Source organism: Candidiatus Paracoxiella cheracis (genome assembly GCF_049348705.1).
In the GTDB taxonomy this organism is placed as follows: Bacteria; Pseudomonadota; Gammaproteobacteria; order Coxiellales; family Coxiellaceae; genus Paracoxiella; species Paracoxiella cheracis.
In genome coordinates, this window is record NZ_CP186485.1 from 1,906,084 (window position 1) to 1,922,283 (window position 16,200).

At 40.9% G+C, this 16,200-nt stretch carries 20 protein-coding genes and 1 pseudogene; 3 read left to right on the forward strand and 18 right to left on the reverse strand.

Annotation, left to right across the window (positions count from 1 at the left end; all coding sequences use genetic code 11):
* Positions 1-15 precede the first annotated feature (15 nt).
* Positions 16-618: a hypothetical protein gene (locus ACJMKR_RS10030; protein ID WP_423062934.1), complete on the forward strand. Its 603-nt coding sequence runs from the start codon at positions 16-18 to the stop codon at positions 616-618.
* 22 nt (positions 619-640) lie between these two features.
* Here the strand turns inward: ACJMKR_RS10030 and ACJMKR_RS10035 are convergent, their stop codons facing one another.
* The 3 genes and pseudogenes from ACJMKR_RS10035 to ACJMKR_RS10045 form a co-directional block, all read right to left on the reverse strand.
* Entirely contained in the window at positions 641-949 is a 309-nt protein-coding gene (locus tag ACJMKR_RS10035) for a helix-turn-helix transcriptional regulator (protein ID WP_423062935.1), read from the reverse strand.
* A gap of 195 nt (positions 950-1,144) precedes the next feature.
* A complete protein-coding gene (locus ACJMKR_RS10040; protein WP_423062936.1) occupies positions 1,145-1,552 on the reverse strand; it encodes a hypothetical protein in 408 nt (135 codons plus the stop codon).
* Between the two features lie 228 nt (positions 1,553-1,780).
* Positions 1,781-2,532: pseudogene (locus tag ACJMKR_RS10045) on the reverse strand (IS1 family transposase).
* A gap of 102 nt (positions 2,533-2,634) precedes the next feature.
* On the opposite strand from ACJMKR_RS10045, the gene ACJMKR_RS10050 reads away from it, so the two are divergent.
* A complete protein-coding gene (locus ACJMKR_RS10050; RefSeq protein ID WP_423062937.1) occupies positions 2,635-3,330 on the forward strand; it encodes an XRE family transcriptional regulator in 696 nt (231 codons plus the stop codon).
* On the opposite strand, the gene ACJMKR_RS10055 is transcribed toward ACJMKR_RS10050, so the two are convergent.
* The 8 genes from ACJMKR_RS10055 to ACJMKR_RS10090 all read right to left on the reverse strand — a co-directional run bounded on the left by ACJMKR_RS10055 (position 3,323) and on the right by ACJMKR_RS10090 (position 8,998).
* Positions 3,323-3,490 (reverse strand): helix-turn-helix transcriptional regulator, encoded by a 168-nt coding sequence (locus ACJMKR_RS10055; RefSeq protein ID WP_423062938.1) that lies wholly within the window; start codon positions 3,488-3,490, stop codon positions 3,323-3,325. The genes ACJMKR_RS10050 and ACJMKR_RS10055 overlap by 8 nt on opposite strands.
* A complete protein-coding gene (locus ACJMKR_RS10060) occupies positions 3,450-3,887 on the reverse strand; it encodes a thiamine phosphate synthase (protein WP_423062939.1) in 438 nt (145 codons plus the stop codon). Before ACJMKR_RS10060 ends, ACJMKR_RS10055 begins: the two co-directional genes overlap by 41 nt.
* A 152-nt stretch (positions 3,888-4,039) precedes the next feature.
* Positions 4,040-4,252, reverse strand: coding sequence for a hypothetical protein (locus tag ACJMKR_RS10065; protein WP_423062940.1), 213 nt, complete (start codon positions 4,250-4,252; stop codon positions 4,040-4,042).
* 94 nt (positions 4,253-4,346) lie between these two features.
* The gene (locus ACJMKR_RS10070; protein WP_423062587.1) at positions 4,347-5,324 is read right to left on the reverse strand and encodes an IS5 family transposase; all 978 of its coding nucleotides are present in this window, start codon (positions 5,322-5,324) and stop codon (positions 4,347-4,349) included.
* Positions 5,325-5,576: 252 nt separating this feature from the next.
* Positions 5,577-6,155 carry a BON domain-containing protein gene (locus ACJMKR_RS10075; protein WP_423062941.1) on the reverse strand — a complete coding sequence of 193 codons (579 nt, stop codon included), beginning with the start codon at positions 6,153-6,155 and terminating at the stop codon, positions 5,577-5,579.
* 5 nt (positions 6,156-6,160) lie between these two features.
* On the reverse strand, positions 6,161-6,754 hold the full coding sequence (locus ACJMKR_RS10080) for a phosphoheptose isomerase (protein ID WP_423062942.1): 594 nt from the start codon (positions 6,752-6,754) through the stop codon (positions 6,161-6,163).
* A gap of 26 nt (positions 6,755-6,780) precedes the next feature.
* Positions 6,781-7,140, reverse strand: coding sequence for a YraN family protein (locus ACJMKR_RS10085; RefSeq protein ID WP_423062943.1), 360 nt, complete (start codon positions 7,138-7,140; stop codon positions 6,781-6,783).
* Positions 7,141-7,165: 25 nt separating this feature from the next.
* Positions 7,166-8,998, reverse strand: a complete 1,833-nt coding sequence (locus ACJMKR_RS10090) for a penicillin-binding protein activator (protein WP_423062944.1) — start codon at positions 8,996-8,998, stop codon at positions 7,166-7,168.
* A 66-nt stretch (positions 8,999-9,064) separates the two neighbouring features.
* On the opposite strand from ACJMKR_RS10090, the gene rsmI reads away from it, so the two are divergent.
* Positions 9,065-9,913 carry a 16S rRNA (cytidine(1402)-2'-O)-methyltransferase gene (rsmI, locus tag ACJMKR_RS10095; RefSeq protein ID WP_425475594.1) on the forward strand — a complete coding sequence of 283 codons (849 nt, stop codon included), beginning with the start codon at positions 9,065-9,067 and terminating at the stop codon, positions 9,911-9,913.
* A 28-nt stretch (positions 9,914-9,941) separates the two neighbouring features.
* Here rsmI and ACJMKR_RS10100 read toward each other — a convergent pair whose 3' ends face one another.
* From ACJMKR_RS10100 to ACJMKR_RS10130, 7 genes are all read right to left on the reverse strand, one after another.
* Complete coding sequence (locus ACJMKR_RS10100) at positions 9,942-10,280, reverse strand: integration host factor subunit beta (protein WP_423062945.1); 339 nt, start codon at positions 10,278-10,280, stop codon at positions 9,942-9,944.
* A gap of 99 nt (positions 10,281-10,379) precedes the next feature.
* A complete protein-coding gene (gene purN, locus ACJMKR_RS10105; protein ID WP_423062946.1) occupies positions 10,380-11,042 on the reverse strand; it encodes a phosphoribosylglycinamide formyltransferase in 663 nt (220 codons plus the stop codon).
* A 3-nt stretch (positions 11,043-11,045) separates the two neighbouring features.
* A complete protein-coding gene (gene purM / locus ACJMKR_RS10110) occupies positions 11,046-12,098 on the reverse strand; it encodes a phosphoribosylformylglycinamidine cyclo-ligase (protein WP_423062947.1) in 1,053 nt (350 codons plus the stop codon).
* Between the two features lie 166 nt (positions 12,099-12,264).
* Positions 12,265-13,242 carry an IS5 family transposase gene (locus ACJMKR_RS10115; RefSeq protein ID WP_423062509.1) on the reverse strand — a complete coding sequence of 326 codons (978 nt, stop codon included), beginning with the start codon at positions 13,240-13,242 and terminating at the stop codon, positions 12,265-12,267.
* Positions 13,243-13,454: 212 nt separating this feature from the next.
* Complete coding sequence (locus ACJMKR_RS10120; RefSeq protein WP_423062948.1) at positions 13,455-14,297, reverse strand: helix-turn-helix transcriptional regulator; 843 nt, start codon at positions 14,295-14,297, stop codon at positions 13,455-13,457.
* Between the two features lie 275 nt (positions 14,298-14,572).
* Positions 14,573-15,424 carry a rhodanese-related sulfurtransferase gene (locus tag ACJMKR_RS10125; RefSeq protein WP_423062949.1) on the reverse strand — a complete coding sequence of 284 codons (852 nt, stop codon included), beginning with the start codon at positions 15,422-15,424 and terminating at the stop codon, positions 14,573-14,575.
* On the reverse strand, positions 15,424-16,194 hold the full coding sequence (locus ACJMKR_RS10130; RefSeq protein WP_423062950.1) for an SDR family NAD(P)-dependent oxidoreductase: 771 nt from the start codon (positions 16,192-16,194) through the stop codon (positions 15,424-15,426). The genes ACJMKR_RS10125 and ACJMKR_RS10130 overlap by 1 nt, the downstream gene beginning before the upstream one ends.
* Positions 16,195-16,200: the final 6 nt, after the last annotated feature.

The window sequence follows — 16,200 nt, forward strand, 5'->3', positions numbered from 1 at the left end:
CGCGAATAAAACACTATGAAAAAATTTGCGACACTCATATCAACATTGATAGCACTCGCCTCGGTTAGCCTTCCAAGCGCATTTGCTCTTGCGCAGGCTGACTTAGGCACAACGATTGTGGCTTTTCCTTCGAACAGTGCGATGATGACACCGACACTGGATGAAGACATCAAAAACAATCGCAATAAATACCCGGGCTCAAACAGTGCTTATTTAGCTTACCAACAAAGAGACCTTGCCTGGGCGAAAGCGCAAGAGGTGTTAAATACCATTGGGAATGGTGAATTTACGAATCAATATATTATGGCTAACACGGCTACAAAATACAGCGAGTCTTTTATTATAAACTCACAAGAATGGATAGCCGCTCGCCGCATTATTGCATCGTTTGGCCCGAATGCTGCAAAGCTCAGCTTGATGAATCAAGGCCAATATTCTGATTATTTAAAAATAATGGCACCCCATAACGAAAGCCAAGTTTATGTGGCAGTGGTCCACTACTTCCCCGGCTGTAACGACCAAAAATGTGTTTACAGCATTGTCGGCTTAGTTGCCAATTCGCCTTATAAAAACTGGCAACTCGCTGGGTTTCACATCTTTTCTAGGGTTAGAAAATAAATCCGCGCCTTTCATTGAGTATTTAATTATTCTCTGGCCGAAGAAGCTGTTTAAGTTTATTAATCAGCACCTTTTTATTCGAGCAATTTAGCTTCATTCGCAAAAGATTCACATGACATTCGACGGTGCGAGCACCAATGCCTAACTGCTCACCGATTCTTCTATACGTTAAATTTTTTAACAAAAGTAAAGAAATATCCATCTGGCGTTGAGTCAAATACATGCTGTTTGAGTCAACTTGGAAATAGTACCGTTTATGATTTTTTTTATTCTCAGAAACATCAGGATTTTGTTGCTGAGATTCTATTTCTTTTAACCAATGATTAGTCATTTATAAACTTCTTCTCATTCAATCTAACATATAAGCGTAATAATCGAATACCCGCAGTTGCTGATGGTATTGCCCCTTGTAAGATGCTGTAGATCGTTGACCGATTGACGCCGACTTTTCGAGCTAGCGATGAAACTGTGAAGGCCCGCTGTAACAAAATTGCGTTAACAATTTCTTTTGTGGTTTTTGGAATAATCATGATAATGCCTCAGGAGTTTGTAAATCGGGTCGCAATCGTTCATGTAAAAGTAATAATTGCTCCCCTGCTTTTAATGGCATCACAATGTCATAATGTTTTGATAAACATGATCGCCAAAAACCTTCTTCAATCTGTGTTACTTCAACTAATGCTTCGATCGTCACACCTTCTAATTCCAATATTTCTGTAATGATCGTTCGCCAAAAATATGAGTCCTCAGATATTTCTGTTATCTCATCTTCAAAAGGTTCAACATCATCCCGCTCCGTAGAATGAGGATGCCAGTACCCGAAAATCCGACGCCAATGCCCTAAAAAAAGAGCCATCAAATGAATGCTGACATCCTGGAGATGATCTAAAGACGCCACAGAAAATACAGTCTTATTGATTTTCTTCTCACCCATTGTTTGTATTGCTCCCGGTGTATGGCCTATACAGAAGTGGCTTTCTTATAATATGATCCTAAGTTGTGATACTATTTAGCTTAGAATTCATGGGAATAGGAGGAGGATCGGTTAGCACCATTACCCCAGACCTTTATGATTAATATTTAATCATAATTTAATTAAATGAGTAATAATACTTCTCCCATATATGGTGTGAGGCTGGTGCCTCATTTTTGTTGATGGCATCTAAATAACCCTCCCAAACTCGTGCCTATTGATAAATAATCCGATGACAATGTCGTGCAATTTATCCAGTTTAGAAAAGCAAATCGTCTTTCTCGCTAATCGCTTTATTCGTGTGCGCAACGTGAGATGCTTTCGTTCAATCGCTTGGGTATTTTGCTTTCCCACCAAATGTTTTGATTGAGGCAGGTGTCTTTCATAAGCACCCCAATCATCTGTATAGTAAAAGTTGATATCAAATGAGCTCAGTTTTTCTTTCAGTGCTTTAAATGCTGAATCTTTTCTTGGACCAAAATGATAAGCTAACACCTCATGTGTATGGTGATCAATCGCATGCCAAAGCCAACGTTGATTCTGTTTATTTCGAACAAAACTCCACATTTCATCCAGCTCCGCTTCTTCAACTTGTACAACATTAACAGTAACAGACGCACCAAGTGATTCTTTTTCCTTTAAAAGTCGTGTATTGACGCTCTCCAAACCTTCACCCTTTTTTTTAATTCACCAATAACAGTGTTAATGCTAATACGTAAAACGCGTGCAGTATCTCTGACGCCACTACCATTCATTGCCATATCAACTATTTTATCTTTAACACCAGGGGCACGAGCATTATGTGTGTAATCTAGAAGAAATGTATTTTTCTCACAAGCATTATTTTTACATTGAAACCTTTGCTTTCCTGTACTGCTGACGCCAAATTTTACAACCTCATGTAAACAGCAGCAGGGGCAAGCAACATTGATTCTTGCCATTCATGCAATCCTTATCCTAATGATTTTCTGAAATAGCAAAATATATCACATCAACAAAAATGAGGCACTACCTGGTGTGAGACATAAACTACAGGATGCAACATGCCCGATAGGACTGAAAAATCTATTCAAACATTAGACCCTAGTCACAAGGAAGCCAGAGCAAAACGCGTGAAAAGTTTGCGACAATTAACTCAGCTTTCAAGACGCGCCTTTGCTGAGCGTTATGGTATTCCAGCACCTACTTTACAAAACTGGGAAGATGCTAAAGGCAATGGACTCTCAGAAAAAGGTGCAAGAAATATTGTGCAACTTCTCAAAGAAGCTGGAATTTACTGTAGTGTTGATTGGTTAATGTACGGCATTGGTTCAGGGCCTCAAGTATCTGAAAAGCAATACCAAGTCGAAGAATCCCTACCCAATGATGCGTGGTACAAGCAAGATAAAACGCGTATCGAAGAAGAATTATCGTTATTTCATCAACATTTTCCAAATGCGATAGAATTTGTGGTTCCCGATGACAGCATGGAACCACGCTTTATAAAGGGCGAATGGGTAGCAGGTGTTCGACATCAAGCTACAGAACTTTCTAAAGCAATCGGAAAAGCTTGCATTGTATTAACGAAAGATGGACAAATGATTTTACGCGAAGTGCGTAAGAGTGATATTCCCGGTCGTTACACATTGGCTTGTTTAAATTTAAAAACGACTGCAACAAAACCCTTTATTTACGATGTCGAACTGGTTTATGCCGCACCCGTTATTTGGAGTCGTCGGCTAATCACGACAATTATGTGAAATGAATTTCTTCCAACAGCTTCGTCTCCTTGACACATTCAATAAGCTGAGTGATCGTGTCACATGAAAGTTTTTTCTTCATGCTCTCGATATAAAAAAGAATTGTTCGTTCTGTGCAGTTATGGATCTTCGCAATCTCGCAACGTAACAAAATCAACATCTATTGCGACAGCTTTCAGGAATTCTTTTTTATTATGACACGATGCTGATATTAGTTTGCTTTTAGAAAATGGTCTTTTGGTGAGCTGTTTTAACATTGCACTCGTTAAATGAATCCCTTTAGCATTCAGATCTGATGCTATTTGTATTTCTGTATTCAATAATAAATATGCGTCATATTTTTCTGCAAGGTAAATAGCAGAAGTTGCAAGTTTGCGATACTCTTCAGTTGATAGAGCTTTCGCTCTTAATTGAGCTAGCTTAATCCCTTTCATGAAGTGCTTTTCTAATTTTGTTAAAAACAAATCTGAATTAGCTGGATTATAACCCGTGAGCATATAGAGACGCGGCAATGCTAATTTCTTTATAGACTTTTTACTATTATCAAATTTACTCATCCTCTATTTTTCCTGGTGCTAAGTTTTTTCACTAACTTTGAAGTCTATGTATATGAGCATAATTATTTATAGTTTATCCAACCCTATGTTGAACAGTTATGTTTATTCCTCATACAAATACACCTTTATTATCTATTTTCTCAGTCAAGAGTTTACTTGATTTGAGTAAAACTATACATATTAGAGAAATTAGCGAAATGAATATTAAATATATGCTTTGTAGTATAATATATATTATATTTTGACAAAAACGCCATAATTAGAGGGGCTGTTCCTCCAAACATTGTCGCAGACAAATCAGCCACAATAAATGGTTTGTGGTCAGACCCAATGCAATAATCTGCAATTTTAATAACTTCTTTCATGATGACGCATATCCATCGATTTTAATAAGACTCTATTTGGAACTAGGTAGGGGCTTTGTTGCCTAACCTCACGGCTTTGTCTGTGTCGCAAAATTTAGGCGCAACGATAACTCGCCGGCATTCCTAGCCGTGTCATTTTATTTAACACACCACAACCGATCATTGATTCGATTTTTTGCCGTACAAAATCTCGAGCATGTAACGTACTACCCAATATTCTTTTGTAGCGTTGAATCGCCAACTCTGAATAATTCCGATAACCGTATTGTCTTATTCGTTGCCAAGCCATTCGGCCCAATGCTTTTAGTTGCTTAACATTACCATTACGTTGTGTATGATTATTTTTATCATAAACAGCATCACTATCAGGCGGAATTATTATAGCGGCTCCTTTAAAGTAATTTGATAATATTTCATAAACAGGATTCTTATCGTAGGCACCATCGGCGCTGACATGGCCCACTTTGCAAGTAAGTTGCTTTGATAACGTTGCAACGCTTTGGCAATCCGCCGTAAAGCGATCCGTTAAATCATTACCATGAATAATATGTTTATTATCAACGGCTATATGCAATTTACGCCAACTCCGTTTGGCTGATAATGTATATGTTTCCTGATGCCATTCACCTCTGCCAAACCGTTTTAACCCAGTGGAGTCAAGGGCGATAGCCACAACGCTTTTATCTGCCGATTCCGTTTTCCTGTAACGAGGCGACTGAATAGTTAAAAGCGCTAACCGTTTTGACAAGCAACTGTAATCCGGTGATTTTATATTAAGGGCTTTCATCTTGAAAATTGAATTCATAAACCCTTGACATTGCCTCAACGCTAAACGAAAAACTTGCCGAATTTCATGGCAGGTAATGATCGCAAGATCCGTGAACTTTTGGGGTGCGCCTTTGCCATCATACACACGATCTTTTTCATACCACGAATGAATAATATCATCGGATATCCAGATTTCAATATTGGCACGATTGCGTAATGCATTATTATATTCACGCCAATTGCTCACCTTGTATTTCTGCTTGGGAATCGTCCAGCCTTTTTTGTTTGGATATTTATTTGGCATATGAACCGCCTTCTGCTTGAAAACCCTGGGGTGCTGATTATAATATAGACAGCAAAAATTACATAGATTGTTCATGTTTTAGTTAGGCAACAAAGCCTATTGCCACCTCGAATCGCGCACCAGTATGAAAAAATTGAACCCTACGGAATTTGGATTTTATTAGCGTTATTAGTATTTGGCATTTTAGGGCGAGTGCTTTACACGCCCGTTGTACACTTATCGCAATTCATTCGCTCACTGTTTGGGCTCTAGTTATTGATCATATTCAAACACTCTTACCACCTTAGTGACTCCTGAGACGCGTCGTGCTACGTCGGTGGCTAGAGCGGCTTGCTTGCGAGTAACAGCCCCCATTAAATAAACAACACCGTTTTCGGTTATCACTTTGAGATTAGTAGAGCGTAATCCCGATTTCGTTAGCATCGCTGTTCTGACTTTGGTAGTAATCCATGAGTCGCTTGTGCGTTGCAATGTAGATGTGGGGCCTTCGATGGTGATCTCATTGTATATGCGTTTAATATTTTTCACGCGGGAAATTATTTGATAGGCGCGAGCGCGAATTTCAGGTGTTTGTGCTTGTCCTACCAATAATGCGATATTGTTGAATACGGCAACCGAAATATGTGAATGGCCTTTTAACACAGGGTCGCTGTTGAGCCAACGCTGCGCATAACTCCGCGCATTTTGATCTTCTGACATCGTATTAAAGCTACGTTTATCATAAATGACGGCACCCCCTGCTGTAGCACCAGCAACAAGAGCAATGGGCACGGCTGCCACGCAACCGATCAATGGAATCGTCATAATTAATAAGATGATTAATTTTTTCATGGCGGTTAATCCTCGGTCTCAAATAATTGGCGATCAATGATGTCGCATAAGCAATGAATAATCAGTAGGTGTGTTTCTTGGATTCGTGCGGTTGAATCTGCGGGAACGCGAATTTCTATATCTTGTGCATTGAGTAAATTTGCTAACTCTCCACCATCGCGACCCGTTAAAGCAATGGTGCGCACGTCACGCAGATGAGCAGCTTCGATCGCGTTTAGAATATTTTTTGAGTGACCACTCGTTGAGATAGCCAAGAGAATATCGCCGGGTTGACCTAAGGCTTTAATTTGTTTAGCAAAAATCTCGTCGAAGCTGTAGTCATTTGCGATGGATGTCACAGTAGACGCATCTGTTGTCAATGCTATGGCAGGCAAGCCTGGTCGTTCGGCTTCAAATCGATTTAGCATTTCTGCTGAGAAATGTTGTGCATCGGCGGCTGAGCCTCCGTTACCACAGCTCAGGATTTTATGATTATTGAGTAGGCACTGGACCATAAGTTCGCCCGCTTGTGCAATAGGATCGACCAGTGTATCCGCTGCCGTTATTTTTGTTTGGATACTATCGTTGAAGTTGTGTTTTATGCGTTGAAAGAGATCCATTATAGCCCTGTACCAGATAAAGTGTTTTAGTATTCTACCTCAAAAGCGTTTCTGATCCAGGTTATTTTTTCTTCTGGATTCAAGCCGAGCACATCGAATCGGCAGTTCACTTTGTCCACTAAGTTGTGTTGTTGTAGATAATGCATTGCCGCCTTGATTATGCGGTATTTTTTACTCGGTGAAATCGTTTCGATGCTGTTGCCATAGTGCTGTCGTTGGCGAAAACGTACTTCAACAAACACCAAATAGTCCTTATCCTCCATGATTAAGTCAATTTCACCTTGAGGGCATCGAAAATTTTTTTCGATGAGTTGCAGGCCTTTTTTTTGTAAGTAGTTGCTTGCGGCTGTTTCTGCAATTTGGCCGATTTCATAGTTTGTTGTCATTCAACACCTTGAGTTAGCAATTTGTTTAGGTGCCTTGCAACAACTCCGGTTTACCATCGATCATTTGTGCCCAAACTAACTTTCGATAAATATGTTGGTTCGGAGAAAGATATAGCATGCCGGTTGCACTATAGACACCAAATTGTGGCAGGATCGCCAACTTACCGAGTCTTGGAATGATATCGTAAGCATCAACACCTAATCCATACAGTCGTGTATTTTGTGCATAAGAGCGCGGCCACAAAATTTTAATGCGATGTCGAGTTTGCGCTAAATTTGTAGGCAATTGTGACGGTGATTTTAAAACCCAAGGCATATCATCAAACACGACACCATTAAGATCGTGGTCGATGTTAGGTTGCGGAATGCCAGGATAGATTAGCGAAGTGGCATAAACTGGAACGTTACCAGCGTAATAAAATTTTAAGAGCGGCAAAATTTCACGGGCTTGTGCCGGGCCTGCAACTAAGAAAATAGTGTCAAAATCTTTACGGCGTCGCGGAACTGTTCGTATTTTTTCACGCAATACATAATGTAGATTTCGCTCGCGTGATTTTGATTGGTCGATATTTAAAAGCTGACTAATGTCTTTATTGAAATCATCACGGTGGCTGTAATTCAACTGCGTGATGGTACGTCCACCTAAAGATTCCCACGTTTGTTGAAAGACTTTTGCGATTGACGCGCCCCAGGGGCCGGTAGGTGCAATAATAAGTGCGCGCGTATGATGATCATTGTAGGCTTTTACAGCAGCTTGTCGCGCTTCATCGATGGGTGATAGTCCAAACTGATATAAATTTAGAATTTTGTCGTCGTTTGCAGATAATGTATTCAGCGCTAATGTTGGCACTTGAATTTTGCTTGTGTTGACGAGTTTAGTGAGGTTGGCTTTCGTCAATGGGCCTACGACGAAGTCGGCGCCTTGTTGAACAGCTTTTTGATATATTGTGTTAATGTCTCCAGAATTCGTGTTAAAAACGGTAATCGTCGGTGTATAACCTTGTTTTTTAGCGCTGTAATATGCTGCAAAGAAACCATTGCGGATAGCATTACCTTGTTTTGCTAACGGGCCTGTTGTTGGCAACAATAATGCGATGCGTTTTGGCATTGTGTGTAAGGCTATATTGCTGGATTGGATGTTTGCTAACAATACGCGTGCGGGGTGATTAGGATATTGTTGCTGCCAATTTTTTAATGCTTGCAACAAAGATTGTGAATTCTGTGTTTGGTTTGAAATTAATACCAATGAAAGCCAGCCGTGTTGATAAGGTGTTGTTGCTTGCTGTTGCAAGTTTTGTAGGGTTTCTGGGCTCAACGATTGCAAGCTTTCCCACGTTTGAAGTAAATTCGCTTCGCGTGCATTGGAAGGCAATAACGCGAGTGCTTCACCTTCTTGTGTAATGCTCGCTAGATAATTGCCTTGTGCTTGATAAGTATCGGCGAGCAATTGATGCAATTTTACTTGCCAGTTATTGGCGAGCGCGGTATTGCTTGCAGCAGCTTGATTGAGCAAAGCGAATGCTTGATCGGGTTGGTGCTTAGATAATTGTAATTGTGCTTGCAAGATTTGTTTTTCCACCTGCTGCGCTGGTGTAAGCACGCTATCACTCATGTCATTTAATAAATTTTCTGCAGCTTGAATTTTGCGATCTTGGGTTAAACGATCGGCGGCTAGCAATAAATATTCCTGTTTCTTTGCGCCCTGTGATTGGGCCGCTAATTGAATATAATCATTAGCTGAGAGTGTAGGTTGATTGTTCGCTGCGCCATATCGCGGACCGACGTGTGCACAGCTCGCTAAAAGGGCAACGCTACAGAATAGTAAGGTAACCAGCCATCGGGAGGGTCTTTGCTTCATGGGCAAAGTCTATCGTAGACTAGGGCTGCCAACAAGATGGCAATGGTTATTTAAGGAGTCAGTAGAGTGAAACAGCCTGGGCGCTTATATCTCGTTGCTACCCCCATCGGTAACTTAGACGATATGACATACCGTGCAGTCGCGGTGCTGAAAGAGGTCGACCTCATTGCTGCTGAAGATACCCGGCACAGCCAAAAATTGCTTAGATATTATGATATTACAACGTCTACACTTTCCTTGCATGAGTTTAATGAAAAGGCTCGCTCTGCAGAATTAATCAAAAGGTTACAGGCGGGTACCGATATTGCATTGATTTCCGATGCCGGGACCCCTTTGATCAGTGATCCAGGCTATCGATTAGTAGAAGCCGCGCATCGGGCGAGTATCCAAGTTATCCCGATTCCAGGCGCTTGTGCAGCGATCGCGGGATTAGTTGCCTCCGGGTTGCCAACCGATCAATTCGTTTTTGCAGGGTTCCTTCCCGCCAAAGGTGCCGTGCGAAAAAAGCGTTTGGAAGAATTTATAAACGAATCACGCACCCTGATTTTTTACGAATCCGTTCACCGCATAGTAAATTTAATTGCGCTATTGAACGACGTGTTTGGTGGCGACAGACTTGCAACGGTTGCTCGTGAACTGACAAAAACGTTTGAAACGATTCATCAATCTAAATTATCGGATTTAAAAACGTGGTTTGAAGAAGATTCTAATCAGTCAAAGGGGGAGTTTGTCGTCATAGTGCAGGGTGCGAGTAAAAAAATTGAGAAGTCACAGGAAGAAAATAAGCGGTTACTTGAGATTTTATTAGCTGAGCTACCGCTGAAACAGGCAGTTTCATTAGCGATACAGATTACTGGTGAAAGCCGAAAGCCTCTATATTCATTGGCCTTAGAGATACAAAAAAACGCCCGATGAATCGAGCGTTTTTTGAGAGTTAATTATTTTATTGCTCTTCAAGCGCCTCTTCAACAAAATTGCTTTCACGAATTTCGTGAGTCATTCGGTTGTTGTTCACGCGTTCGCGTAAATCTTTTCCAGGTTTGAAGTGCGGTGTATATTTTGCGCTTGTAAAAACACGATCACCCGTTTTTGGATTGTGTGCTTTTCGTGGTGGACGATAGTGCAAAGAGAAACTACCAAACCCACGTATTTCAATTCGATCACCACTACCAAGACTGTTGCTCATTCGTTCAAGAATGTGATTTACGCTGAGCTCAACATCTTTAAGAGATAAATTCTCTTGGCGGCCCGCAATTCGATTGATCAACTCTGACTTAACCATATACCTATCGCCCTATGTTATTGATTCAATTTGGATAGACATTATACAAACTTTCTAGCCCGAGGTCACCCCTATATTGTTGATTTTTATAATTCTTAGCTAATGTGATAGCGGGAATGATACGCATAAATGCTTGCCCGTTCTAGGGAGTTTCTGGCTGTCCAGATAAACTTCCTGGCCCCGTAGTGTGAGTATCCCATCGGATAACCACTGCAAAACCTGTGGATAAACTGTGTGTTCGAGCTTATGAACACGCTGACTCAAGCTTTCCTCGTGATCATCAGGGGTGACTGTTAGGCGGGCTTGGCAGATGATAGGCCCTCCATCCACCTCCTCGGTGACGAAATGAATGCTCACGCCGTGCTCTTTGTCTCCTGCCTCCAGTACCCGCCTGTGGGTTTCAAGCCCAGGATATTTTGGCAGCAGTGAAGGATGGATATTGATCATGCGGCCTTGATAGTGCTTCACAAAATCGCTGCCCAGCTTTCGCATGAATCCCGCGAGTACCACGACCTTTGGGGTGTATTGATCAATCCCTGCTTGTAGTGCCTCTTCAAAGTCTGCTCGGCTGGAATAGTCTTGATGCGAAATGATTTGGGTTGGAATGCCCGCCTCTCTAGCTCGGGTTAATCCGTAGGCATTGGCGCGGTTGCTAATTACCGCACGAATGTCGACAGGCAGCCCCTTTTTCGTGGCATCGATGATGGCCTGTAGGTTTGTGCCTTGTCCAGAAATCAAAATGACGATGGGTAATTGGCTCATGGTTTAATCCATCAAGACGCTGGGTTTCTCATTGTCAGAAGGTGCAATGTGACCCATTCTCCACGCTTTTTCTCCGAGAGTCGCTAATAATTCGAGTGTTCTATCGACATCATTTGGATTGATACAAATGACCATCCCAACACCCACGTTGAATGTGCGCACCATTTCTTCTGGTGCGACATTTCCCTCTTGCTGTATCCACTCAAAAATCTTTGGATATTCCCAACTATCGACATTGATAATGGCTTTTGTTTTGGGTGGCAGCACGCGAGGAATATTTTCAATGAGACCGCCACCAGTGATGTGGGCGATAGCATGCACATCAATTGTCTTAATGAGTTTTAGAATAGGCTTAACATAAATTCGTGTAGAGGTTAATAGTTTTTTCCCAAGCGTAGTATTTTCGAAGGGTTCTGATAAGTTTATTTTATGTCGATCGATTATTTTTCGAATTAATGAATAGCCGTTGGAATGTGGCCCAGAGGATGCGATCCCGATCAGTGCATCATTAACCCGCACCTTACTGCCATCTATAATTTCTGTTTTCTCAAGAGCCCCAACACAAAATCCCGCGAGGTCATATTCGTTAGTTCTATAAATTCCTGGCATTTCTGCTGTTTCACCACCAATTAATGCAGCACCAGCGAGCTCACAACCTTTGCCAATACCTTTGATGATCGACTGTGCTTGTTTAAGATCGAGCTTGCCAGTGGAAAAATAATCCAAAAAGAATAAAGGCTCAGCACCAGAAGTTACGATGTCGTTTGCACACATGGCAACGAGGTCAATGCCGATGGTGTCATGATGATTCAGGGCAACGGCTAGTTTTAATTTAGTGCCAACACCGTCGGTCCCAGATACTAAAATAGGGTTTTTATAATGATTGGGAATTTCAAAGAGTCCGCCGAATCCGCCGAGGTTGCCGATAACGCCGGGGCGATGCGTGCGTTTCACCGTATCTTTGATGTTCTCAACAAACTCATTCGCCTGTTCGATATCAACACCGGCGTCTTGGTAGCTTAGTGGTTTTCGGTTTTTGTTTGTCATGGAGGGCATTATACAGCAAATGATTCAAATTGCTTGCTCTTCTTAGAGTGTGCTCCTCGTGATGGGGTTCAGTTTCTTGCCAGCATGAGACATCTCTAGTCGCCCAGGGCTAACAGATTGGCAATTTCAAGGGGCTTTGTTGCCTAACCTCACGGCTTTGTCTGTGTCGCAAAATTTAGGCGCAACGATAACTCGCCGGCATTCCTAGCCGTGTCATTTTATTTAACACACCACAACCGATCATTGATTCGATTTTTTGCCGTACAAAATCTCGAGCATGTAACGTACTACCCAATATTCTTTTGTAGCGTTGAATCGCCAACTCTGAATAATTCCGATAACCGTATTGTCTTATTCGTTGCCAAGCCATTCGGCCCAATGCTTTTAGTTGCTTAACATTACCATTACGTTGTGTATGATTATTTTTATCATAAACAGCATCACTATCAGGCGGCATTATTATAGCGGCTCCTTTAAAGTAATTTGATAATATTTCATAAACAGGATTCTTATCGTAGGCACCATCGGCGCTGACATGGCCCACTTTGCAAGTAAGTTGCTTTGATAACGTTGCAACGCTTTGGCAATCCGCCGTAAAGCGATCCGTTAAATCATTACCATGAATAATATGTTTATTATCAACGGCTATATGCAATTTACGCCAACTCCGTTTGGCTGATAATGTATATGTTTCCTGATGCCATTCACCTCTGCCAAACCGTTTTAACCCAGTGGAGTCAAGGGCGATAGCCACAACGCTTTTATCTGCCGATTCCGTTTTCCTGTAACGAGGCGACTGAATAGTTAAAAGCGCTAACCGTTTTGACAAGCAACTGTAATCCGGTGATTTTATATTAAGGGCTTTCATCTTGAAAATTGAATTCATAAACCCTTGACATTGCCTCAACGCTAAACGAAAAACTTGCCGAATTTCATGGCACGTAATGATCGCAAGATCCGTGAACTTTTGGGGTGCGCCTTTGCCATCATACACACGATCTTTTTCATACCACGAATGAATAATATCATCGGATATCCAGATTTCAATATTGGCACGATTGCGTAATGCATTATTATATTCACGCCAATTGCTCACCTTGTATTTCTGCTTGGGAATCGTCCAGCCTTTTTTGTTTGGATATTTATTTGGCATATGAACCGCCTTCTGCTTGAAAACCCTGGGGTGCTGATTATAATATAGACAGCAAAAATTACATAGATTGTTCATGTTTTAGTTAGGCAACAAAGCCAAATGGACACACGAAACCGCTATTACAAGGTTCTCGCTACCCTTTCGGGTATCGTCGTCATGGGTATAATTGCAATTTGGGTCTAAGAACCTGTTCTCTTTGCTGCAATTGTTTTTTATAGGTGTATTAGGCCGTTCTCAAATAATTTGATCAGAAGCTGATGTTTCGTTGAGCATGAAAATTTATTTTTGAGCACAAAAAAATGGTTCTCAACTGTGCGCTGAGATAAATTAAGCAATTTTCCTGTTTCACTCGCTGTTTTACCATTGATATACCAATATAATATTTCCGACTGTCTTTTCGACAACTTAATTAATTTCGTAGATATAGAACCAGAATCATGCTCGAAAGGATTACCACATTTATTCATTTTGAACATATTATTGACTTTTCTAACCACTTTATCCTTTGATTTCATATCGAGTGTGGATTTAAATGGTTTTATTCTTTCCTTGATCTTACTGATATTATTTATAAAGTAATTACCGAACATTTTAAGTATGTTAAACTCTTTCAGATAATGTTGATTGCTCTTGATGTTATCAGACAACTGTACTCCAAACGTATGTCGGTGTAATTTAGGCATTATTTTGTCGTACTTTATCTCTAATATCGTAAATAAATGGCCGTGCCCATTATTTTCAAGGGATTCGTTAAGACACTGAAGATCAGGGCGATTTATTATCATGAGGTCGTGAAGATAGCAGCCAGGTTTTGGAAAAGTAATAAAACTCAAATTTGTCTTGTCATATCCCAATAAATCAAAATCGATAGCATCTCGATAAACATTTTTATCGCTCATTAACAGCACACTTTCTCCATTTTGATCTATTTCGACATATTTATAAAAAGTAATCCTAAAATTCGCGAACAACGGTCGGCATAACTCTTGAACACGAGGGGTTAGATCGAGCATGCTTTCTGCCGAATTGGCTATATAAAAATCTTTTGCCTTCATACATTTCATCCGATTAATTATCATGACAAACTGACAATCTACGTATAAATACGTATTAAATTAGTATACCTACACGTTGCAAATATGTACACTCACAAGGAATAAAAATATTCATACTTAACAAATGGAGGGGGCTAATATTTTAATCACAGCGTAAAAAATTCTTACTGAGACAATATTAGCCGATACCAATATTAGAGGATTTTTTTAATTTATTCAGATATATAGACAGCAAGCAGCGAACTATGCGCAAAAATACTCATGAATTTAATTCGTTATTTACTTTCTGATATGGATTGTTCGTGACGCGGTTTGCGTGAGTCGCGGATATGCTGACAATAAGGACATATCTTGCTGGTTTGTTCTTCAACCGTTAATGGACTCCGACACGCATAACATTGTGTAGTAGCGGTTTCATTTAATTTTGTATCGACAGCAACACGATGATCAAAAACAAAACATTCACCATGATAATGCTCACCACCGCATTTCTCAAAGTAACTTAGAATACCGCCGTCGAGCTGATAGACGTTTTTAAATCCTTTTTTACGCATTAATTCAGCTCCTTTTTCACACCGGACCCCCCCCGTGCAAAACGTTACAATTGGCTTTTCTTTCATCCAAGCGGGCAATAAATCAACTGCATCGGGGAAGCCACGGAACGTTTCTAGATTTAAATCAATGGCCTCATCGAAAGTACCTAACGCCACTTCGTAATCATTTCGTGTATCGAGTACAACCATGTCGCGCTTTTCTTCATACCAACGTTTAAATTCTTCCGGTGATATTCTTGGAGCTGTTTCATGTTCGGGTTTGATTTCCTCTCGACCCATGGAAATAATTTCTTTCTTTACTCGGACTAACATACGGGTGAATGGTTTATAGTCTGAAACGCTTTCTTTGTACACAAGACCTTGAAAAGACTCAAAAGATTCTAAATATGCTTTATACGCTTCGATATCGTCATGCAATCCCGCCAAGATTAAATTAATCCCTTCCAGGCTTAGCAATATCGTACCCTTTAAATTGCATTGCATCGCTTCTTCACGCAACGCGATACGCAACTTGGGCAAGTCATTTTCAGTTAAGGTTACGAATTTATAAGCAGCGATATTGATGATGTTCATTATTTCTCTCGATAACTCATTAACGCATGTGTTTGCGCAGTCGGATAAATCTTAATTTCACGCACGTCCACGTGTGGTGGACGAGTCGCACAAAATACAACCGCTTCAGCCACATCCTCGGGCGACAACGGTGTTAAACCTTTGTAAACGGCGTCAGACTTTTCTTGATCACCACTAAAACGAACGTTAGAAAATTCTGTACGAACCATGCCAGGATCCACCGAACTCACTCGTATAGGCGAGTCATAAATATCCATTTTTAATCCTTCACTTATCGCTTTTACAGCAAATTTTGTGGCACAGTAAACAGCACCCCCCTGATAAACTTGATGAGACGAAATCGAGCCAATGTTTATAATATGTCCTTGATTACGCTTCAGCATAGTTTGCAACACCAATCGTGTGACGTAAAGCAGACCCTTTACATTGATATCAATCATGGTTTCCCAATCATCGAGCTTGCCAGTTTGAATTTTATCAAGCCCCAATGCCAACCCCGCATTGTTCACTAGCACGTCGATCACCTGCCACTGTGAGGGCAATTGGCTTAGTGCGTGCTCAACGGCATCGGCATCGCTGACATCTAACGTAACTAGATGAATATCAACGCCATATCGCCGTTGTAAATCATTTCCCACTTCAGTCAATTTATCTTCACGACGCGCACAGAGGAGTAGTCTTGCACCGATCTTGGCAAATTCCTCGGCGCATGATCGACCAATACCACTTGAGGCGCCCGTAATAAACACGCACTTGTCATTAAATTTCACAGATCG